Source organism: Amycolatopsis sp. NPDC104587 (assembly GCF_055583645.1).
In genome coordinates, this window is record NZ_JBVJNO010000006.1 from 334571 (window position 1) to 353305 (window position 18735).

An 18735-nucleotide genomic window follows, 5' to 3' on the forward strand; every position below is an offset into this window, starting at 1 on the left:
ACGGTAGTGAGCGCCGCGGTCCGGCTCATCCGGTTTTCGGGGCCAGGCCCAGCAGTTCCGGACGCGCGGCCAGCTCGCGCCAGTACGCGCCGGGGTCCGGCAGCAGCCTGCGCCGGTCCAGGTCCAGCAGGCCCGACACCGAGGACACCTCCGCGACCAGCGTGCCGTCCGGTGCGTGGAACTCCTGCGCCACCCGGGAAGTCTTGCCCGCGCCCCACTCGAAGCCGCAGCTGACGGAGACCTCGCCGCCCGGGACGAGCTCGCGGTGGAACCGCACCGTCGTCTCCAGGTTCACCGGCCCGATGCGGCGCGCGGCCAGCGCGGCCGGGTCGATTCCCGCCGCCTGGACGCACATCCAGCGCGCGTGGTCGGCGTAGGCGAGGTACGCCGGGCCGCGGACGTGGCCGTTGACGTCGAGGTCGTCAGCGCGCACCGCGATCGTGACTCGGAACATGGACAAGAGCGTGGCGCGCGGGCAGGGCGGCCGTCTGGAACTTTTCGGCCACGCGCACGAGCGCCGCGGGGGAGGAGCCCGACAGGCGACGGCATTCGCGGCCGAGGTGGGACTGGTCGGCGTAACCGAGGTCGGCGGCCGCGCGAGCCAGCGAAGTCCGCCCGGCGACCAGCGGTTCCAGGAGACGCAGGAACCGCTGGAAACGCCGGATACGGTGCAGCTGCTTCGGCCCGGCGCCGACCGCGTGGACGAAGTGCCGCCGCAGCGCGCGTTCGCTGATCCCCACGTCGACTTCGGACGTCCGCGTGGCCGCGCCGAGCGCTTCAACGGCGGCCAGTACCCGCCGGTCCGGCGTCACTCCCCGGCGCGCGACGAGGGTTTCGAGGATTCCGCGCTGTGCGACGGGATCGGTGGCCAGCGCGAGGGCTTCTTCGGCGCGGCGGGCGTCGGCACCCCAGAGGGCGGTCAGCTCGGTCACGGGGGACAGCTCCGGCAGGGACGTCCCGAGCACGGCGGCCGCGGCCCCGCACCGCAGCCGCACGCCCACGCGCGACGCCGACGCGGGTACCCACAGCCGCAGGGGCGCGCCGACGGTGACGACCACCGTGAGCGCGTCGCCGTCCCAGACGAGGTCCGCGCAGCCGTCCGGGAGCACGCGCAGCGGCCGCGCCCAGCCGGTGCGCCCGTGCCAGCCGCAGGCCAGCACACCGGCGAGCGCGGGCGGCGGCGCGACTTCGCGGTACACCGACCGCGCCGCCACCGGCCGCAGCGGGATTCCCATCAAACCAGTATGCAGCGGTCAAGAACTGTCCTATTTCCTTTCTACGGTCGGAGCCACACCGACTGAGGAGGAAACCATGGTTCCCGAGGGCTACACGACCGTCACGCCGTGGATCATCGGCCGCGACACCGATGGCCTGCTCGGCTTCCTGACGCGCGCGTTCGGCGCCGAGGAGATCGCCAGGGTCGTCGGCGAAGACGGGAAGATCGGCCACGCGGAAGCCCGCATCGGCGACGCGGTCGTGATGGCGTTCGACTCACCGGACGGCTGGGACGCCACTCCCGCCTTCCTCCGGCTTTACGTGCCGGACAGCGAAGAAACGCAGCGACGCGCCATCGAAGCGGGCGCCACCGAGGTGACCCGCCAGACGGTCTTGTTCTTCGGCGACCGCGTCGGCCGCGTGCGCGACCCCTTCGGCAACCTGTGGTGGATCCAGACCCGCCTGGAAAACCTCGACGAAGCCGAAATGGCGCGCCGCGCGCAGCTGCCCGAGTACGTCGAGGCGATGAACTACGTCCAGGGTGTGAGGCTCTAGGGGCGGGTGTGGCACCCTGGGGGCCGTGCTGGAGACGGGGGAGGACTACCGCGAAGCGGTGTTGTCCGGGCAGTGGTGGGAAAAGCGCCGGTTCACCGGGTGCGACTTCACCGGGGCGGACCTGAGCGGGCTGCGGACCCGCGGCTGCACCTTCGACGACTGCGTGTTCAGCAAAGCCGACCTCTCCCGTTCGCGGCACGACGCGTCGGCGTTCCGCTCCTGCACCTTCGACCGGACCGTGCTCGCCGAGAGCCGCTGGACGGCGTGTTCGCTGCTCGGCACGTCGTTCGCCGAGAGCGGGTTCAGCGGCATCGCCATCACCGACTGCGACCTTTCGCTGACGTCGCTGGCGAAGGCGCGGCTGCGCCGCCTCGGGCTGTCCGGGCTCCGGCTGCGCGAAGCCAACCTGATGGACGCCGACCTCACCGGCGCCGACCTGCGCGACAGCGACCTGACCGGCGCGCGTCTGCAGGGCGCGAAGCTCGAGGGCGCGGACCTGCGTGGCGCGCGGATCGACGCGAACGCCCTGGTCCAGGCCGACCTGCGCGGCGCCGAGGTCGACGTCGAGACGGCCATCGCCTTCGCGGCCGCGCACGGGCTCGTCATCCGCTGAAAACGACGAAGGCCCCGGCAGCGCCGGGGCCTTCGCGAAACATCAGTCGATCGGGGGCTCACCCGGGTCGAGCTCGATCAGGTCGCCCTCGGCGAGCAGCTCCTCGATCGACGTCGGCAGCAGGTACGCCGACCCGCCGCCCGGCTGGTTGAACCACGGGATCGCGACGCCGGCCAGCGCCTCGAGCGGCCGCTGCACCCGGTAGACGTGGTACGGGCGGTTCACCCACTCCGGCACCAGCGAGCGCTCGGCGAACGGCGTGCCCGCCGCGTACGTCAGGTTGCCGTTCGGGCCGCCGAAGCGGTCCAGCTCGCTGCCCGCGGGCAGCTCCCGCAGCTCCTTGCCGCGGAACAGCGTCAGCGGCGGCTCACCGGCCATCGGCCCGATCGGCCACTGCTGCTGGCCACCCCCGCCGTTGACGGCCGGGCGGGCCGGCTCCTCACGACGCTGCGGTGCCGGAGGTGCTGGCGGAGCGGGCGGCGGGACCGGCGGGGCGGCCTGCACCGGGGGAGCCAGGACGGTCGGCGCGGACGGCGGCTCACGCCGGGGCGGCGCCGGAGCGACCGGCGGCGGCCCGGCCTGCTGCTGCGCCACGGGCGGCGGCCCGGCCGGGACCGGCGCGGAGACCGGCGGGGCGGGCGGAGCCGGCGGCTCGTCGTCCTCGAGGTCGCCGAACAGCTCCTCGGCGCTGGTGAACGCCGTCTGCTCCTGGGCGGGCACCGGCTCCGGCTTGCGGACCGGGTACGAGCCGGTCGCGACCTCCGGCGACAGCGTCGCGACGACCCGCTGCGGCGCCGGTTCCGGCTCGGGCTCGGGTTCCGGTTCGGGCTCCGGCGCGGGCGGCTCCTCGGCGGGCACGTGGCCCTCCGGGTTGAGCAGCAGCTTGCCGAGCATGAACGCGGCCGCGTCCTCGGCGTCGCCGAACACCGCGGGGTTGCTGAGCTTGCCGTCGTACCAGCCGACCCGCCAGCCGTCGTCGACCTGCTCGAGGCTCCAGCCGTGCTCGGCGGGTTCGCCCAGCTTGTAGCCGCTTTCCGGGATCTCGAGCTCGTCCAGCTTCTCCTGCAGCCCGGCGAGAACCGGGTGCTCCGGCGTCTCGCGGCGCAGCGCCCGTCGGCCCGACCGCGGCGGCTCGGGCTGTGCCGCGGGTGCCGGGGCCGGCGGCTCCGGCACCGGCAGCACCCCGGGCACCTCGGGCTGGGTGATCATCGTCGGCGGGCCGGGGTCGAACGCGGGCTGCGGCGGCTCGAACGCGTGCGCGGGCTCGGCGTCCTCCTCGTCGTGGCGCGGCTGGAACGCGGCGTGCGCCGGCTCGTCGTCGTGCCGCGGCTCGAACCCGGTGTGCTCGGGCGGCTGGAAGCTCTGCGCCGGCTCGTCGTCCCGGTGGGCCGGGAAGGGCTCGCCGTCGCGCGGCTGTTCCTCGCTGTGCCCGATCGGCTGGTCGGGGACGTACTCCGCGGTCTCGTCGAGGTCGGGCACCCGGCCCGGCTCCGGCGCCGAGCCGTTCGAGCCCGCTGCGTGCTCGGCCTGCGGGTCGTACTCCTCCTCGCCGTACTGGTCCTCTTCGGCGAAGCGGTCGTCGAACTCCTGGTCGTCGTAGCCGTCTTCGTGGTACTCGGCCTCTTCGACGTACTCGTGCTCCTCCGCGGGCGCCTCCGGCTCGGCAGGTGCGTGCGCCGCGAGCGGCGCCTCGACGGGCGCGGGCGGCTCCTGGTGCTGCGGCGGCACGACGGGCGGGGCCACGGCGGCCGCGCCCGGCGGCGGGCCGACCGGAGGCTGCTGCTGCGGCGGCACCTGCTGCTGGGGCGGCGGGCCCTGCGGCGGCGGCCCGGCCGGCCGCTGCTGCTGCGGTGGTGGCGGCGGGTTGCCCCGGGTCAGGTACGCGGCGGCGGCCTGCAGGGTCGGCTCGTCGACCGGCGGCAGCTTGAAGCCGACCGCGCGGACGTGCTCAACGAGGTCCGGTTCGGGCGAAACGCCGTACTTGTGCAGGTAGAAGTTGACGGCGGCGGGCCACACCCACTGGCCGTCGCTGTGGAAGGCGACCGGGACGGTGGCCTCCGGTGTCGCGGCCAGCCGGTCGATGTCGTACCCGCGCTCGGGCACCACCAGCGGCGCCTGCTCGAGGTACTCCAGCAGGCGGTCCTGCTCGTCGACCTCGAGGTCGGGACGGTTGATCACCGGACGGCCGGCGGGCCCGACGGTGTCGAAGATCCGCGCGATCCGGAAGTGCGGCCCCGGCTGCTCCGGGCCGAGCCCGGACATCCGCCGGATCAGCCATTCGGGCACGTTCTCCTCGGTGCGCGGGAACATCCGCAGCTCGTCGGAGTAGGCCTGCGGCGGCGGCGCGAGGTTCCACACCGGCTCGTCGCGGTTGTATTCGAGGTTGTAGCTGGAGGGGTGGTCGAGCTGGTACCGCGCGTTGAACCAGGTGCCCCGGCCGTCGCGGTACATGCCACCGCGCAGCCGGCCGAAGAGGGTGGCGATGTCGTGCGTCGCCAGCCACTCGTGGACCGTGCCGTCTTCGGTGACGATCTCGCCGGTCAGCTCGTGGTACCTCCCGACGGCTCGGTACTCCGCGCTGACCTTGCGCCAGTCGCGGGGGGCGGCGCGCAGCAGTGCCAGCCCGATCTGCTTGACCAGGGTGTCCTGCTCGGTCGCGTTCAGCTGCGTCGTCGGTTGTGCCACGGGGACATTTTGACTGCTCGCGCGCGCGAGTGCACCCCGCATGTGGGTTTTGCCGCTCGGCGACCCGATGGCACACGGTCTGACCTCGCGTGATGCGACGTGCGGTAGATCACAGCTTGATCGCGGACGGCGTCGCGAATGGACCGTGCGGGGGTGACGATCACTCTACGGGCTGCGACCACCCGCGCCTGGAAGCGACGCGCGGGGGTCGCTTTGCCAGAATGGGCCCCGTGACGGCGAAGATTCTCGACGGCAAGGCCACCAAGAACGCCATTTTCGCGGAGCTCGAGCCGCGCGTCGCGGCGCTGGCCGCGAAGGGGGTGACGCCGGGCCTGGGCACTGTCCTGGTGGGAGACGACCCGGGGTCGCACTCCTACGTGCGGATGAAGCACGCCGACAGCGGCAAGATCGGGATCAACTCGATCCGCCGCGACCTGCCGGCCGACATCACGCAGGAGAAGCTCGAAGCCGTCGTCGACGAGCTGAACGCCGACCCGGCCTGCCACGGCTACATCGTGCAGCTGCCGCTGCCGAAGCACCTCGACGCGAACCGCGTCCTGGAGCGCATCCACCCGGAGAAGGACGCCGACGGCCTCGCGCCGGTCAGCCTCGGCCGGCTGGTGCTGGGTCAGCAGGGCGCGCTGCCGTGCACGCCGTACGGGATCATCGAGCTGCTCAAGCGCCACGGCGTCGAGCTGAACGGCGCGCGCGTCACCGTGGTCGGCCGCGGCATCACCGTCGGCCGCACGCTGGGGCTGCTGCTGACCCGTCGCAGCGAGAACGCCACCGTCACCTTGTGCCACACGGGCACCCGCGACCTCGCCGCCGAGGTCCGCCGCGCGGACATCGTGGTCGCCGCGGCGGGGGTGCCCGGGATCATCACGCCGGACATGGTCGCGCCGGGCGCCGCGGTGCTCGACGTCGGCGTGTCCCACGTGGACGGCAAGCTCACCGGCGATGTTCACCCGGACGTGGCCGAGGTGGCCGCCTGGATCTCACCGAACCCGGGCGGGGTCGGCCCGATGACCCGAGCCATGCTGGTGAGCAACGTCGTGGAAGCGGCGGAGCGCGCGGTCCAAGGTCTCCAGGGCCGATGACCATGACGGAGGACCGGCGGGACGTCCACGACCGCCGGAGCGGGCCGGCCCGGTTCACCCAGCTGCCGTTCGCGGTGGTGCTGCTGGTGGTGGCCGTTGCGGTGCTGCGGATCGTCCAGTACCACTGGCGCGAGGGCGCGGCGCTGATCGGCGCCGCGCTCGTGCTGGCGGCGGTGCTGCGGGCGGTGCTCCCGACGGAACGGGCGGGACTGCTGGTGATCCGCGGCAAGGCCGTCGACATCGTGACGTACGCCGGCCTCGCCGCGGCGGTGCTCTACGTGGCCCTGACGATCATCGGCGGCCCGTTCGCGTCCTCCTGAACGCCGAAAGCGTCGCTTTCACGTGAAAGCGACGCTTTCGGAACTGTAGTCAGGTGGTCAGGACGCCATCGCGAGCTCGCGCCGTTCGGCTTTCGCTTCGCGGCGGTCGAGGGTGCCCGACACGATTGCCAGCGACAGTCCGAACACCGCGAGCAGGGCGCCGACCCAGTTCGGGGCGACCAGGCCGAGCCCGCCCGCGATCACCAACCCGCCGAGGTACGCCCCGATCGAGTTGGCGATGTTGAACGCGGACTGGACGGCGGCCGACACCAGGGACGGTGTGCCGCCCGCCTTCTCCATGATCCGCGCCTGCATCATCGGGCCGATCATGAACCCGGCGACGCCGACGAAGAAGATCGTGATCGCCGCGCCGACCTTGCCCTGCGCGGTGATCGTGAAGATCCCCAGCACGCACGCCAGCGCCAGCAGCGCCGCGTACAGGCCCGGCATCAGCGCGCGGTCGGCCAAGCGGCCGCCGAGCAGGTTGCCGATCGTCATGCCGACGCCGGCCAGGGACAGCAGCAGCGTGACGTTCGACGGCGAGTAGCCGGCGACGTCGGTGAGCATCGGCGTGATGTAGCTCAGGCAGGCGAACACGCCGCCGAGCCCGAACGTGACGATCGCCAGCGCGAGGTGCACCTGCGGCCGTTTGAACGCGCCCAGCTCACCCCGCAGCGACGCGTCGGCGGGCCGGCCCTGGTGCGGCACCAGCTTCCAGATGGCCCCCGCGGCGACCACGCCGATCACGGCGACCACACCGAACGTGGCGCGCCAGCCGACCTGCTGGCCCAGCAGCGTGCCCAGCGGCACGCCGATGACGTTCGCCAGGGTCAGGCCGAGGAACATCAGCGACACGGCCTTGGCGCGCTGGCCGGGTCCGACGAGGCTGGACGCGACGACCGCGCCCGCGCCGAAGAACGCGCCGTGGGGCAGCCCGGCGAGGAACCGGAACGCGACGCCGAACTCCTGGTTCGGCGAGAGCGCGAAGAGGGCGTTGCCCAGCGTGAACAGGCCCATCATGGCCAGCAGCATGGTCTTGCGCGGCAGCCGGACGGCGACCGCGGTGAGCAGCGGCGCGCCGACGACGACGCCGAGGGCGTAGGCGGAGATGAGGTAGCCGGCGGTCGGGATGTCGACGCCGAAGTCGGCGGCCGCCTGGGGCAGCACGCCCATCATGACGAACTCGGTGGTCCCGATGCCGAAGGCTCCGATGGCGAGCGCGAGCAGCGCGACGGGCACGGCACTCCTTCCAGGGTGGGTAAACGATTACTCGGCTGTTCCGATCTCAGGTGCTGGATCGGTTCAGTACGGGGGCAAAAAGGAAGACAGCCATGCGGCCCCAGCGCCGTGAGCTGTCCTACGCACAGTCCAACCGACGAGGGGGGTCGTTGTCATCCCGATATCGGGTGACGATCCACACCGTAACGCGATGATCAGCGCGGAGCGGCCAGGACGCCGTCCAGCAGGCCGGGGAACAGCGCGTCGAGATCCTTGCGGCGCAACGAGTTGAACCGGGTCGTGCCCTCTTGGCGCCCGGCAACGACACCGGCCTGGCGCAGGATGCTCAGGTGGTGGGTGATTGTGGACTTCGTCACCGGCACGGTCAGCGCGCCGCACGCCAGCTCGCGACCCTCCGCCGCCAGCTGCCGCACGATGCCCAGGCGAACGGGGTCGGCCAGGGCGCGCAGCACCCCTTCGACGGTGATCTCGTCCCGCGACGGGTGGACGATCGGCGGCAGCGCCGCGGTCTTCGGCATGGCTCCATTGTACGACGCCGGTCGAAATTGTCGGAGCCACGTAGTACGGTGATGGTCGAACTACGACGTTCGTCGAACCAATCGCCCGCTCCCTTGGGGGACCCACCCATGTCCACACCCTCGCCTTCGAGGATCTCGGTGCTCGCCTTCGGCGCGTTCGGCGTCGGGACCAGCGGTTACATCGTCGCCGGGCTGCTGCCCGCGCTGACCGGTGAGCTGCACGTCTCGGCGACGGCTGCGGCGCAGCTCGTGACCGCCTTCGCCATCGCGTACGCGGTCGGCTCGCCGATCTTCGCCGCCGTCACCGGCACCTGGGAACGCCGGACGCTGCTGGTGGCCGCGCTCGCCGTCACCGCGGCCGGCAACCTGTTCGCCGCGCTCGCGCCCGGCTACGGCAGCCTCCTGCTGGCCCGGGTGGTGACCGCGATCGGCGCCGCGGTGTTCACCCCCGCGGCGAGTGCCGTGGCGGCCCAGCTGACCGCCCCCGAACGCCGGGGCCGCGCGATCGCGCTCGTGTTCGGCGGCCTGACCGTCGCGCTCATCTTCGGTGTGCCGCTCGGCAGTCTCATCTCGCAGCACCTCGGCTACCGGGCGGCGTTCGCGCTGGTCGCCGCGTTCTCCCTGGCGAGCGCGCTCGCCGTGAGGGGGGCGCTGCCGCCGGTCGCCGCGCCGCCGCGGGTCACCCTGGCCGAGCGGTTCGCCGCCGGCCGCGACCCGCGGGTGCTCGTCATGCTGGCCGTGACGGTCCTCGGCTGCCTCGCCGCGTTCATGGTCTACACGTTCGTGTCCCCGCTGCTGGCCGCGACCGCGGGCCTCCACGGCACGGCCGTCACGGTGCTGCTCTTCTGCTACGGCGTCGGCGGCGCGGTCGGCAACTTCGCGGGCGGCCGGGCGGCCGACCGCTGGGGTTCGCGGGCGCCGCTGCTGGTCGTGACGGCGGCGATCACCGTGGTGATGGCGCTGCTGCCGGTCGCGACGACGACCCCGGTCGCGGCCGGTGTCGCGCTGTTCGTGTGGGGCATGGCGACGTGGTCGTTCAGCCCGCCGGTGCAGCACCGGCTGATCGAGCTGGCCCCGGGCCACGCGGGCCTGGTGCTCTCGCTCAACGCGTCGGCGATCTACCTCGGCGTCGGCCTGTCCGGCGTGGTCGGGGGCGCGGTGCTGACGTCCGGCGGGCCGCTGGTGCTGCCCGAGGTCGCGGCGGCGCTGACCCTGGTGGCGCTGGTGCTCGTGGGCACCGCGTGGGGCCGGGTCCGCGAACCGGTCGCCGTCTAGCCGGCGCGGGCCTGGACTTCGCAGTCGGGCCCGCGGACTTCGAGGATCTCGCCGCCGCGCTGCTCGGCCGACCCGACCGGAGCGCGGGTCGTTCCGCGGTCCCGGCGAACGGGTTAGAATCCGGGTATGACGACCAAAATCGGAGGCGCCGCGCCTCGGCGCCGGTGAGCCCGTCGGTCCGGGTCCGCACCCCACAGGAGCTGCGGAAGTCCCGGCGGAGCAAGTCACATCCCTGTTGGGGCCACCTGGTGGCCGCCCCGCTCTGGCCGTTGCACGGCGTCAACCTCGGCACGCTTCTGCGCACCTGCGACGCGGTGGGCGCGTGCCTCGCGGTACCGCGTTTCCCGTGGGTGCCGGAGGCGCTGCGGCGAGGAAACACGTTGCGGCGCCCGGCATGTGTGCACTGGGTGCACGACCCGCCGGGCTGGCTCGAACGCGAACGAGCGGCGGGCACGAAGGTCGTCGGCGTCGAGCTGGCGGAGGAAGCGGTGCGGCTCGGTGACCTGCCGGCGGCGCGTGGCCGCACGATCGCCGTGCTCGGTCACGAGCAGACCGGGATCCCACCGGAAGCCCTCGACCTGCTCGACACGGTCGTCGAGATCCCGATGGTGGGCACCGGTGCCAGCCTCAACGTCGCGGTGGCGGGCAGTCTGGTGCTCTACAAACTCGCCGGTCTGCTGTGAAGGAGTCCACTGTGGACCTCGGACGGGCCGCGGTCGTGGAGAACGCCGCGTGGTGCGCCCTGGTTGCCGGCGGCGGCCGCTTCGGCCCGCGCGCCTGGACCAGCCCACGCCGCACGCCGCAGTACTACCCGGACGCCGTGACGCTCGACCCGCGAGCCACGGCGGCCGACGTCCTGCCGTTCGTCGACGGCTCGCCCGGCTGCTCCGTGAAAGACAGCTTCGCGAGCCTGGAGCTGCTGGGCTTCTCGGTGCTGTTCGACGCGACGTGGATCGCTTGCGGCCCAGGCGTTCCCGAACCGGGCTGGCACCGCACCGCGTCACCGCTGGGTGACTCGGTCGCGGTGCTGGCCCGCGGCGGGAACCGGGTCGTGGCCCACCGCGGCGACGGCGTGGTGGGTCTGTCCAACTTCGAGGGGCCGGACGAAGGCTGGCCAAGCGCCGTGGCCGCGGTGGCGGCGGCGTTCCCCGGCGCACCCGTGGTCGGTTACGAACACGGCGAAGCGCTGGAGAACGCCTTCGCCCACGGCGCGGAGCCGCTCGGCCCGCTGCGCGTCTGGGTGCGTTAGCTCGAAGCGGCCGCGGCCTTGGCAGCCTTCTTGAACGCGCGGACCTGGGCGAGCGTCTCCCCGCTGGTGACGTCGGCGATCGACCGGCGCGACCCGCGGTCGCCGTACGCGCCCGCCGCTTCGCGCCAGCCCTTCGGCTGGACTCCGCGCTGCTTGCCCAGCAGGGCCAGGAAGATCTTCGCCTTCTGCTCCCCGAACCCGGGCAGCGCCCGCAGCCGCTTGAGGACCTCCGGGCCGTCGGGCTTCGGGCGGCCGTCGAGCCAGAGGCCCTCGGTGCGGCCGTCGTAGTTCTCGATGATGTGCTGCGCGAGCGCGTGGACACGACGCGCCATCGAACCGCCGTAGCGGTGGATCGCCGGCGGCACCACGCACATCTCGACGAAGGTCTCGACGTCGGTGGCGGCGATCTTCGCCAGCGAGAAGCCGTCCATCCGGTCGGCGATCTTGCGCGGGCCGGCGAACGCGTGCTCCATCGGGTACTGCTGGTCCAGGAGCATCCCGACGAGCAGGGCGAACGGGTCGTCGTTGAGCAGCTTGTCGGCGGCGGGGTCGCCGGTCAGGTGCAGTTCGCGCAGCATGCGGGTCATCTTGACACATTTTCCGGCCGGCCTTGGGGCGATGTCGGGACGGACGACGGCGTGGCCGCGGCCACGGCGATCCGCTGGACGATCGCCGGCTGGCCGTCGCTGCTCTTGGTCGTCGCGTTGACCGAGTAGGCGATCTTGCGCTGCAGGTCGCAGGTGGCGAAGACCCCGCTCGAGTAGCCGTAGCGGCTGCCGGTCTTGCCCCAGACCGTGAGGTCGCCCAGCCGGATCTTCATCAGGCCCTGGCTGTAGTACGCGTCGCCGGTGCCGTCGAACATGGGGACCTTCGGCACGGTGAACAGCCGGGTCATCATGGCTGGACCGAGGAGCCGGCCGCGGAACAGGCCGGTGACGAACCGGTCGAGGTCGGCCGCAGTGGACACGAGGCTGCCCGCCGACCACGGGATCGACTGGTTCATCTCGGTGACGTCGACGAGGTCGCCGTCCCCGTTCCTGAGGTAGCCGTTCGAGTGGGGATCCGGCAGCCGCGGGTCGTCGCCGGGTTCGAAGGTCCGCGTCATGCCGAGCGGCCGGGTGATGCGGTCGTGCACGGCCTGCCCGTACGAGCGCCCGGTGACTTTCTCGATGAGCATCCCGGCGAGGACGTAGCTGGTGTTGGTGTACTTCTGCGCGGTGCCCGGCGGGTAGTCGATCGGGTGGGCGGTCGCCGTGCCGAGCACGCGGGACGGGCTCCAGTGCTCGTAACGGTGTTCGAGCACCAGGTCCGGGTCCGAGAGCCAGGGGATGTCGACGCTCGGCAGGCCCGAGGTGTGGTCGAGCAGGGTGCGGACCGGGATCGGCGGGTAGCCGCGCGGCAGGACACCCGGCAGGTACCGCTGCACCGGCTGCTCGAGGTCGAGCCGGTGTTCCTGCGCGAGCTGGAGCACGACCACGGCGGTGAACGTCTTGGTGGTGCTGCCGATCCGCACGTAACCGCCGGGATCGACCGGGGCGTGGGTGCGGCGGTCGGACTCGCCGGAGGTCCCGGTCCAGTCGCCCGCCGAGCCCGTGACGCGGACCAGCGCGCCGGTCGTGTCGTCGTCGGGTGCGCTGGAAATCGAGGCGGCCAGTGCCGACGCGTTGGGCCGGCTCAGCTCGGGTACGGGTTCCGTCCCGGCGGGATCGGCGTAGCCGCAGGCGCTCACGACGCCGCCGGTCGTCTCGGCGTGGGCGGGGAGGGCGGTGAGTCCGAGGGCCGCGGTGGCGAGGACCGCGATGGCTGTTCGTTTCATGCCGAAAGCCTGTCGTCCCGCGGCCGCCGTGCCATCCAGGAAATGCCCGGTCTCCGGATCCCAGTGATCGTCCCCCGCCGGGGGGACGGTTCCGTCCCCGCCCGGGGGACTCCGTCGGCTGCTCAGCGAGCCTTCGGGTACCGCGACGGCGTTGTCCCCAGGTACCGCTTGAAGTGCCGCGTCAGGTGCGCCTGGTCGCTGAACCCGGAGGCGACCGCCACTTCGGCGGCCGGCGCGCCGTCGAGCAGCAGCCGGCGTGCGCGGTCGACGCGGCGGCCGGTCAGGTACCGGTGCGGGGGCAGGCCGAACCGCGAACCGAAGCAGCGGACGAGGTACGCGGGGTGCGCGCCGAGCGTCTCGGCGGCTTCGGCCAGCGTCAGCGCCTCGGGCAGGCGCGCGTCGAGCAGGTCCCGCAGGTCGTCGGCGAGGCCGCGCTTGGGTTCGTGGGACACCGGCTGCCCGAGGTGGGTGCGAAGCCGGTCGGCGACCAGCACGAGCCGGCTCTCGGCCTCGAGCGCGTCGCCGGCGTCGGCGAGGGACTCGTGGAGCTGGTGGATGCGGGTGCGCAGCAGCCCGTCGGCGACGCTCGGCTGGTCGACCGCCGCGCCGACCAGGTCCTCGCCCAGCACCGACGTGTCCAGGTAGAGCACGCGTTTGCGGAAGCCGTGGCTGGTCGCGGCCCGCCCGTCGTGCGCGACGTTCGGCGGCAGCAGCGTCACGGCGGGCCCGAGCGCGCCGTGGTGGTGGCGGTCGAGGTCGTAGCGGATGACGCCGTCGTCGACGATCAGCAGCGTCCACGTGTCGTGCGTGTGCAGCGGGTAGGCGTGCGTGGTGAAGCGCGCGTGGAAGACCTCGGCGATCCCCGGGACCGCCGGCCGCCAAGCTTCGACGTCCGCCATGTCAAGAACGTACAAGACGCGCCGGTCACCGGCGGGCGAGTCTGTGCGGCATGACTTCCTTCGACACGAAGATCGCCGTCCTGCTGCGGGAAGACCTGGCGTCCTGGCAGCGGCTCAACGTGACCGCGTTCCTGGTGAGCGGGATCGCCCACGTGACGCCGGAGCTGATGGGCGAGCCGTACCGGGACGCCGACGACACCGAGTACCTGCCGATGTTCGGCCAGCCGGTGATGGTGTTTTCGGGGTCCGCGGACGTCCTGACGGCGGCGCACGGCCGCGCGCTGGGCCGCGGCCTGCGGTTTTCGATCTTCACCGACGAGCTGTTCCACACCGGCAACGACGTCGACAACCGCGCGGCGGTGCGCGCGGTGCCGGGGGAGAAGCTGGCGCTGGCGGGGCTGGCGGTGCACGGCCCGAAGAACGCCGTGGACAAGATCCTCAAGGGCGCGTCGCTGCACCGGTGAGCGGGACGCCGGAACGGTTGTCCGGCCCGGCGAAAAGTGGGGAACCGCGCAAACCGGGTGCGTGATCCGCCGCCGGTGCCATCCTTCGAGTCAGCGCCGCGGAGGGCGGCTCTGACTGGGGAGGTTCTCGTGAAATCACTGCACCGAGCCTGCGTGATCGCCGCGGCGACGGCGGCTCTGGGCGTCGCGGTCGTACCGGTCGCTTCGGCGGATCCGGTCCGGACCGTGGACTACACCTCGGACGACGGCGCTTGGCCGATGCGGGGCAGCGCCCACTACGCGTCGCCGGGTGCCGAGATCGCCGTCTGGAACCGGGACGGCAGGCTGACGATCGACGTCGACGCGGGCTTCGACTACCTGCGCGTCGAGCTGAGCGCCCCGGCGGGGGAAGCTCTGCACACCGGGACGTACTCGGGTGCTCGCTACCGCGGCCAGGACGACCCGGCGCTGAGCACACCGGGCTTCTCGGCGATCACGGCCGGCTTCGGCTGCGGCGACGACTACGCGGACTTCACGATCGACCGCCTCGACGCGACCGGCGTGGACGTCACCTTCGTCCAGCGCTGCGGCAGCCCGGACGGCCCGGCCACCCGCGGCGAGGCCCACTTCACGGCCTGAGCCGCGCCACCGGCGGCAGCGTCCCGGTGGTCACCCAGGCCACCCAGTCCGCGGGCTCGAACGCGCAGTTCCCGGACCGGACGCGGCTCGCGTGCGCGCCGAGCAGCTGCACGGCGCGCCACAGCTCGTCGTCGGCGTCGTGCCGTTCGAACGCGGCCGGGTTCGAAGCCCACAGGCAGAAGACCCCGGTCAGCGAGCTCGCCAGCCGGTCCCGGCGCTGGAGGAACCAGCCGTCGGGATCGGCGGGCGTGCCCTCGCCGCCGCCGTAGACGCGCCACACGACGTCCGGCCCGAGCCGCGTCGCGAGCTCGAGCGCGACGACCGAGTCGAAGCTGCACTGGCGGGCGTACGGCGAGGGCGGCACGGGCCGCGGCTCGGTTCCGAGCGACTTCAGCTCGAAGGCGGCCGCGGTCACCCGGACGAGGTTCGGGGCGAAGAGCTCGACCGTCTCCACTCCGTCGTGGTCCCAGTGCCACGGCTCCTCGAGCGCGTGACCCGGCTCCGGCGCTCCCGCGGCCTCCAGCTCGGCCGGGTCGGCGCTCAGCTCGAAGACCTCGACGACGGAGATCTCGCCGGGCACGAGCCGGTACTCCACGTACGCCTCCAGCCGCAGGGTGACCCGGCTGCCGTCCGTAGTGACCGACGTCAGATGGCCGTCGGCGAAGCGATCCAGGTTCACGGCGCCGTGGCGTGCACCAGGAACACACTCCGCACGCGGTCTTCGCCGGTCACCGTGAACGTCCGCGCGGTCACGTCCACGAACCCGGCCGACGACGCCAGCGCCGCCGCCTCCGGCTCGCCGGTCGGGAACGTGATGTCCTTCGGCACGAAGTCCGCGAAAGCCCCGGACGGCTTGAACCGCGCGCCCGACACCACCGAGAACGCCAGCCGTCCGCCCGGCCGCAGTACGCGCAGCCAGTCCTCGAACGCGACGGCTCCCAGGAAGTGCAGCGAGGACGCGCACAGCACGACGTCCGCCGACCCGTCCGGCGATGGCATCGGCACCGCCGGCCCGACGTGCCACGTGATCACGCCGGACGGATCCAGCGTGGCCGCCTTCGCCGTCGCGCGAGCGACCATGGCCGGCGACAGATCGACCGCAAGCACACGAGACGGCTTCAGCCACAAAGCCGCGTACGCCGCGAAGCCCGTTCCGGTGGCGACGTCCAGCACGAGCCCAGGGCCGGTCGGAAGCGGCGCCACCAGCTCCTCCGCCACCGAAGCGTGGAAGGTGTCTTCGTCGTAGTGCTCGGCCGTGCCGTCGAAGACGGCGGCCCGCGAGTCGTGGTCCACGGACCTCAACCTAGCCGGGGCCACCAGCGGTTTTCAGCGGACGGCGCCCCGCAAAGCCCAGGTCCGTGCGGTGGTACCAGGCCAGCTCCCGGTCGCCTTCCAGCCAGCACAGCAGCACGTCGGCGCCGTCGAGCTCGGCCGGGAAGTCGACGAGCAGCGGCGCGAACCCCTTGAGCTCGGCGTCGGTGCGCTGGACCGTCGTCATCAGGTCGTCGAGCCGGGCCTGGACGGCCTTCCACTCGGGCAGCCCGCCCAGCTCGGTGGCCCGGCCGCCCGGCCGGAGCGACGCCGCGAGCTCGGCCGCGTCGGCTCGGACGCGCACCAGCTCGGCCAGGACCGGCCGCAGCCGCGCCAGTTCGTCACGAGCTTCCGCGACGGTGAACAGTCCCATCCGCCGATGATCCCATCGGCGGGGTTCAGGCCTCGCGCCGCCGCCGGACCAGCGCGTTGGCCAGGCCGCTGCCGACCAGCAGGAAGCCCACGCCGAGCAGCCCGCCGATGAAGAGGAAGTCCATGACGCCGTAGGCGATGTCGCTCTTCGGCATCAGGTTCACCAGCCGGAAGCCCCATTCCGGCATGGCCATCGCGGCGACGCCCGGCAGCACGCCGTAGATCAGCCCGCCCAGGATCGGGCCGACCGCCGACAGCGCCCCGAGCGCGGCGACCACCAGCAGCAGGATCGCGCCGCCGGCCAGCAGCGCGATGCCCAGCGCGTCGCGGTTGGTGCTGAGGGTGGCCTGGATCAGCTGCTGCTGGCGCAGGCCGCCCCAGCTCAGCAGGCCCAGCGCGACGGGGGTGAGCACCAGCCCGCCCAGCGCGCTGACCACGTGCGCGGCGCCCCGTCTCCGCGGCCGCTCGTCGAGCACGTCAGCAGTGTCGTCGTAGTCCTCGTAGTCGTCTTCGTACTCGGTGTACCGATGGGTCGACATGGCCGTCACCTCCCGCATGATGAGTTCACGGGTGGCATCGTGCCTTGGTTCACCGCCGAGCGCGACGATCGCTCGGCGAGCGGTCGGATCGGCTGACCGGCGGGTCATGCCCCGTGATTCGCGCCACAGCGGGCGGGTGGAGACTTGATACCGGCCACTACTGGAACCATCCAGCTCGGTCAAGCAGTACGCTTGTACCGCTACCGGCGAGACTTAAAAGAAGAACGCGAAGATCCGCGGAAGGAGCACCGCTGCTCATGGCCAAGATCAAGGTCCAGGGCACCGTCGTCGAACTCGACGGCGATGAGATGACCCGCATCATCTGGCAGTTCATCAAGGACAAGCTGATCCACCCGTACCTGGACGTGAACCTGGACTACTACGACCTGGGTATCGAGGAGCGGGACCGCACCGACGACCAGGTCACGGTCGACTCCGCGAACGCGATCAAGCGGCACGGCGTGGGCGTCAAGTGCGCCACGATCACCCCGGACGAGGCGCGCGTCGAAGAGTTCGGCCTCAAGAAGATGTGGCTGTCCCCGAACGGGACGATCCGCAACATCCTCGGCGGCGTGATCTTCCGCGAGCCGATCGTCATCCAGAACATCCCGCGGCTGGTGCCGACGTGGACGAAGCCGATCATCATCGGCCGCCACGCCCACGGCGACCAGTACAAGGCGACCAACTTCAAGGTCCCCGGCCCGGGCACGCTGACCGTCAGCTACACCCCGGACGACGGCTCCGAGCCGATGGAGTTCGAGGTCGCGAAGTTCCCCGAGGGCGGCGGCGTCGCGATGGGGATGTACAACTTCAAGAAGTCGATCGAGGACTTCGCGCGCGCCTCGCTGCAGTACGGCCTCGACCGCGGCCTGCCGGTCTACCTCTCCACGAAGAACACGATCCTCAAGGCCTACGACGGCCAGTTCAAGGACGTCTTCGAGGAGATCTTCCAGAACGAGTTCAAGTCCGACTTCGACGCCAAGGGCATCTCCTACGAGCACCGCCTGATCGACGACATGGTCGCCGCGGCGATGAAGTGGGAGGGCGGCTACGTCTGGGCGTGCAAGAACTACGACGGTGACGTCCAGTCCGACACGGTCGCGCAGGGCTTCGGCTCGCTCGGCCTGATGACGTCGGTTCTGCGCACGCCGGACGGCAAGACCGTCGAGGCCGAGGCCGCGCACGGCACGGTCACCCGGCACTACCGCCAGCACCAGCAGGGCAAGCCGACGTCGACGAACCCGATCGCGTCGATCTACGCCTGGACCCGCGGCCTCGAGCACCGCGGCAAGCTGGACGGCAACCAGGAGCTGATCGGCTTCGCGAACAAGCTGGAGCAGGTCGTCGTCGAGACGGTCGAGGCCGGTCAGATGACCAAGGACCTCGCGCTGCTCATCAGCAAGGACCAGCCGTTCCAGACGACCGAGGAGTTCCTCGCGACGCTGGACGACAACCTGGCGAAGAAGATCGCCCAGGGCTGAGCCGGCTCGCGAAAGCCCCCTTCCCGGATGGCCGGGGAGGGGGCTTTTGCGTACTCACGGGGAGTAATGGCACTGGCGCCTCCGGGTGGTTGCGGCGTCCGGCGCTGTCCGACCGGGTAAAGGATTGCCTACCCTTGGGAGCGGGACGGGGCCACGCGGTTGGAGGAAGGCATGTCGAAGAAGACTCTGCTCATCTTGGGCGCCATCGTCCTGGTCGTCATCGTCTACGTGATGAACACGGACAAGCAGGCTTCGGGAGCTTCGGCGACCGGCTGCAAGGTGACCGTGACCGCGGACGTCCTCAACGCCCGCGAGACGGCCGACGGCAACGCGAAGGTCGTCGGCAAGTACCTGCGCGACGCTTCGTTCGACGCGCTCCCGGGTGTCCAGAACGGCTTCCGCAAGGTCGCCGACGACAAGTGGGTGGCGGCCGCGTTCACCCAGCCCGTCGCGGGCTCCACCTGCTGAG

At 72.1% G+C, this 18735-nt stretch carries 23 protein-coding genes; 11 read left to right on the forward strand and 12 right to left on the reverse strand.

The features are described 5' to 3' along the window. Positions 1–25 precede the first annotated feature (25 nt). Positions 26–454 (reverse strand): acyl-CoA thioesterase, encoded by a 429-nt coding sequence (locus tag ACZ61C_RS20415; protein WP_465308874.1) that lies wholly within the window; start codon positions 452–454, stop codon positions 26–28. Beyond that, positions 423–1235 carry a helix-turn-helix domain-containing protein gene (locus ACZ61C_RS20420; RefSeq protein WP_465308876.1) on the reverse strand — a complete coding sequence of 271 codons (813 nt, stop codon included), beginning with the start codon at positions 1233–1235 and terminating at the stop codon, positions 423–425. The genes ACZ61C_RS20415 and ACZ61C_RS20420 overlap by 32 nt, the downstream gene beginning before the upstream one ends. Positions 1236–1311: 76 nt before the next feature. On the opposite strand from ACZ61C_RS20420, the gene ACZ61C_RS20425 reads away from it, so the two are divergent. Together ACZ61C_RS20425 and ACZ61C_RS20430 are read left to right on the forward strand one after the other, a co-directional pair. Continuing rightward, entirely contained in the window at positions 1312–1770 is a 459-nt protein-coding gene (locus ACZ61C_RS20425) for a VOC family protein (RefSeq protein WP_465308878.1), read from the forward strand. Positions 1771–1795: 25 nt separating this feature from the next. Next, positions 1796–2383 carry a pentapeptide repeat-containing protein gene (locus ACZ61C_RS20430; protein ID WP_465308880.1) on the forward strand — a complete coding sequence of 196 codons (588 nt, stop codon included), beginning with the start codon at positions 1796–1798 and terminating at the stop codon, positions 2381–2383. Between the two features lie 42 nt (positions 2384–2425). Here the strand turns inward: ACZ61C_RS20430 and ACZ61C_RS20435 are convergent, their stop codons facing one another. After that, positions 2426–5110: a TNT domain-containing protein gene (locus ACZ61C_RS20435; RefSeq protein ID WP_465308882.1), complete on the reverse strand. Its 2685-nt coding sequence runs from the start codon at positions 5108–5110 to the stop codon at positions 2426–2428. 188 nt (positions 5111–5298) lie between these two features. Here ACZ61C_RS20435 and ACZ61C_RS20440 point away from each other — a divergent pair, with 188 nt between their 5' ends. Continuing rightward, positions 5299–6165 carry a bifunctional methylenetetrahydrofolate dehydrogenase/methenyltetrahydrofolate cyclohydrolase gene (locus ACZ61C_RS20440; RefSeq protein WP_465308884.1) on the forward strand — a complete coding sequence of 289 codons (867 nt, stop codon included), beginning with the start codon at positions 5299–5301 and terminating at the stop codon, positions 6163–6165. Further along, a complete protein-coding gene (locus ACZ61C_RS20445) occupies positions 6162–6485 on the forward strand; it encodes a DUF3017 domain-containing protein (protein ID WP_465308886.1) in 324 nt (107 codons plus the stop codon). The genes ACZ61C_RS20440 and ACZ61C_RS20445 overlap by 4 nt, the downstream gene beginning before the upstream one ends. A gap of 57 nt (positions 6486–6542) precedes the next feature. On the opposite strand, the gene ACZ61C_RS20450 is transcribed toward ACZ61C_RS20445, so the two are convergent. Then, positions 6543–7724, reverse strand: a complete 1182-nt coding sequence (locus ACZ61C_RS20450; protein ID WP_465308888.1) for an MFS transporter — start codon at positions 7722–7724, stop codon at positions 6543–6545. Between the two features lie 194 nt (positions 7725–7918). Beyond that, positions 7919–8242, reverse strand: a complete 324-nt coding sequence (locus tag ACZ61C_RS20455; protein ID WP_465308890.1) for an ArsR/SmtB family transcription factor — start codon at positions 8240–8242, stop codon at positions 7919–7921. 108 nt (positions 8243–8350) lie between these two features. Between ACZ61C_RS20455 and ACZ61C_RS20460 the strand changes: the two genes are divergently transcribed. The 3 genes from ACZ61C_RS20460 (at position 8351) to ACZ61C_RS20470 (ending at position 10766) form a co-directional block, all read left to right on the forward strand. Beyond that, positions 8351–9517 (forward strand): MFS transporter, encoded by a 1167-nt coding sequence (locus ACZ61C_RS20460; RefSeq protein ID WP_465308892.1) that lies wholly within the window; start codon positions 8351–8353, stop codon positions 9515–9517. A 248-nt stretch (positions 9518–9765) separates the two neighbouring features. After that, entirely contained in the window at positions 9766–10200 is a 435-nt protein-coding gene (locus ACZ61C_RS20465; protein WP_465308894.1) for a TrmH family RNA methyltransferase, read from the forward strand. An 11-nt stretch (positions 10201–10211) separates the two neighbouring features. Then, entirely contained in the window at positions 10212–10766 is a 555-nt protein-coding gene (locus ACZ61C_RS20470) for a hypothetical protein (RefSeq protein WP_465308896.1), read from the forward strand. On the opposite strand, the gene ACZ61C_RS20475 is transcribed toward ACZ61C_RS20470, so the two are convergent. The 3 genes from ACZ61C_RS20475 to ACZ61C_RS20485 all read right to left on the reverse strand — a co-directional run bounded on the left by ACZ61C_RS20475 (position 10763) and on the right by ACZ61C_RS20485 (position 13481). Further along, complete coding sequence (locus ACZ61C_RS20475; RefSeq protein WP_465309427.1) at positions 10763–11344, reverse strand: HhH-GPD-type base excision DNA repair protein; 582 nt, start codon at positions 11342–11344, stop codon at positions 10763–10765. The two genes, ACZ61C_RS20470 and ACZ61C_RS20475, sit on opposite strands and share 4 nt — an antisense overlap. 5 nt (positions 11345–11349) lie before the next feature. Then, complete coding sequence (locus ACZ61C_RS20480) at positions 11350–12582, reverse strand: serine hydrolase domain-containing protein (RefSeq protein ID WP_465308898.1); 1233 nt, start codon at positions 12580–12582, stop codon at positions 11350–11352. A gap of 122 nt (positions 12583–12704) precedes the next feature. Beyond that, the gene (locus ACZ61C_RS20485) at positions 12705–13481 is read right to left on the reverse strand and encodes a helix-turn-helix transcriptional regulator (RefSeq protein ID WP_465308900.1); all 777 of its coding nucleotides are present in this window, start codon (positions 13479–13481) and stop codon (positions 12705–12707) included. Between the two features lie 50 nt (positions 13482–13531). Between ACZ61C_RS20485 and ACZ61C_RS20490 the strand changes: the two genes are divergently transcribed. Both ACZ61C_RS20490 and ACZ61C_RS20495 read left to right on the forward strand, forming a co-directional pair. Continuing rightward, positions 13532–13945, forward strand: a complete 414-nt coding sequence (locus tag ACZ61C_RS20490) for a DUF2000 family protein (RefSeq protein WP_465308902.1) — start codon at positions 13532–13534, stop codon at positions 13943–13945. A gap of 129 nt (positions 13946–14074) precedes the next feature. Beyond that, entirely contained in the window at positions 14075–14563 is a 489-nt protein-coding gene (locus ACZ61C_RS20495) for a hypothetical protein (protein ID WP_465308904.1), read from the forward strand. On the opposite strand, the gene ACZ61C_RS20500 is transcribed toward ACZ61C_RS20495, so the two are convergent. The 4 genes from ACZ61C_RS20500 to ACZ61C_RS20515 are packed head-to-tail and all read right to left on the reverse strand — an operon-like array spanning position 14553 to position 16785. Continuing rightward, entirely contained in the window at positions 14553–15242 is a 690-nt protein-coding gene (locus ACZ61C_RS20500) for a hypothetical protein (RefSeq protein ID WP_465308906.1), read from the reverse strand. The two genes, ACZ61C_RS20495 and ACZ61C_RS20500, sit on opposite strands and share 11 nt — an antisense overlap. Next, entirely contained in the window at positions 15239–15856 is a 618-nt protein-coding gene (locus ACZ61C_RS20505) for a class I SAM-dependent methyltransferase (protein ID WP_465308908.1), read from the reverse strand. Before ACZ61C_RS20505 ends, ACZ61C_RS20500 begins: the two co-directional genes overlap by 4 nt. 10 nt (positions 15857–15866) lie before the next feature. Next, the gene (locus tag ACZ61C_RS20510) at positions 15867–16247 is read right to left on the reverse strand and encodes a DUF2203 domain-containing protein (RefSeq protein WP_465308910.1); all 381 of its coding nucleotides are present in this window, start codon (positions 16245–16247) and stop codon (positions 15867–15869) included. Positions 16248–16272: 25 nt separating this feature from the next. Then, complete coding sequence (locus tag ACZ61C_RS20515) at positions 16273–16785, reverse strand: hypothetical protein (RefSeq protein WP_465308912.1); 513 nt, start codon at positions 16783–16785, stop codon at positions 16273–16275. Between the two features lie 257 nt (positions 16786–17042). On the opposite strand from ACZ61C_RS20515, the gene ACZ61C_RS20520 reads away from it, so the two are divergent. Both ACZ61C_RS20520 and ACZ61C_RS20525 read left to right on the forward strand, forming a co-directional pair. After that, positions 17043–18266, forward strand: a complete 1224-nt coding sequence (locus ACZ61C_RS20520) for an NADP-dependent isocitrate dehydrogenase (protein WP_465308914.1) — start codon at positions 17043–17045, stop codon at positions 18264–18266. A 171-nt stretch (positions 18267–18437) separates the two neighbouring features. Beyond that, a complete protein-coding gene (locus tag ACZ61C_RS20525) occupies positions 18438–18734 on the forward strand; it encodes an SH3 domain-containing protein (RefSeq protein ID WP_465308916.1) in 297 nt (98 codons plus the stop codon). Position 18735 lies beyond the last annotated feature (1 nt).

Bases quoted from the DNA above. Each gene is read 5' to 3' on its own strand.
- ACZ61C_RS20460 (WP_465308892.1), top strand. From the start codon at position 8,351: ATGTCCACACCCTCGCCTTCGAGGATCTCGGTGCTCGCCTTCGGCGCG.
- ACZ61C_RS20455 (WP_465308890.1), bottom strand. From the start codon at position 8,242: ATGCCGAAGACCGCGGCGCTGCCGCCGATCGTCCACCCGTCGCGGGAC.
- ACZ61C_RS20525 (WP_465308916.1), top strand. From the start codon at position 18,438: ATGTCGAAGAAGACTCTGCTCATCTTGGGCGCCATCGTCCTGGTCGTC.
- ACZ61C_RS20415 (WP_465308874.1), bottom strand. From the start codon at position 454: ATGTTCCGAGTCACGATCGCGGTGCGCGCTGACGACCTCGACGTCAAC.
- ACZ61C_RS20490 (WP_465308902.1), top strand. From the start codon at position 13,532: ATGACTTCCTTCGACACGAAGATCGCCGTCCTGCTGCGGGAAGACCTG.
- ACZ61C_RS20485 (WP_465308900.1), bottom strand. From the start codon at position 13,481: ATGGCGGACGTCGAAGCTTGGCGGCCGGCGGTCCCGGGGATCGCCGAG.
- ACZ61C_RS20515 (WP_465308912.1), bottom strand. From the start codon at position 16,785: ATGTCGACCCATCGGTACACCGAGTACGAAGACGACTACGAGGACTAC.
- ACZ61C_RS20480 (WP_465308898.1), bottom strand. From the start codon at position 12,582: ATGAAACGAACAGCCATCGCGGTCCTCGCCACCGCGGCCCTCGGACTC.
- ACZ61C_RS20420 (WP_465308876.1), bottom strand. From the start codon at position 1,235: ATGGGAATCCCGCTGCGGCCGGTGGCGGCGCGGTCGGTGTACCGCGAA.
- ACZ61C_RS20445 (WP_465308886.1), top strand. From the start codon at position 6,162: ATGACCATGACGGAGGACCGGCGGGACGTCCACGACCGCCGGAGCGGG.
- ACZ61C_RS20510 (WP_465308910.1), bottom strand. From the start codon at position 16,247: ATGGGACTGTTCACCGTCGCGGAAGCTCGTGACGAACTGGCGCGGCTG.
- ACZ61C_RS20425 (WP_465308878.1), top strand. From the start codon at position 1,312: ATGGTTCCCGAGGGCTACACGACCGTCACGCCGTGGATCATCGGCCGC.
- ACZ61C_RS20475 (WP_465309427.1), bottom strand. From the start codon at position 11,344: ATGCTGCGCGAACTGCACCTGACCGGCGACCCCGCCGCCGACAAGCTG.
- ACZ61C_RS20435 (WP_465308882.1), bottom strand. From the start codon at position 5,110: ATGCGGGGTGCACTCGCGCGCGCGAGCAGTCAAAATGTCCCCGTGGCA.
- ACZ61C_RS20520 (WP_465308914.1), top strand. From the start codon at position 17,043: ATGGCCAAGATCAAGGTCCAGGGCACCGTCGTCGAACTCGACGGCGAT.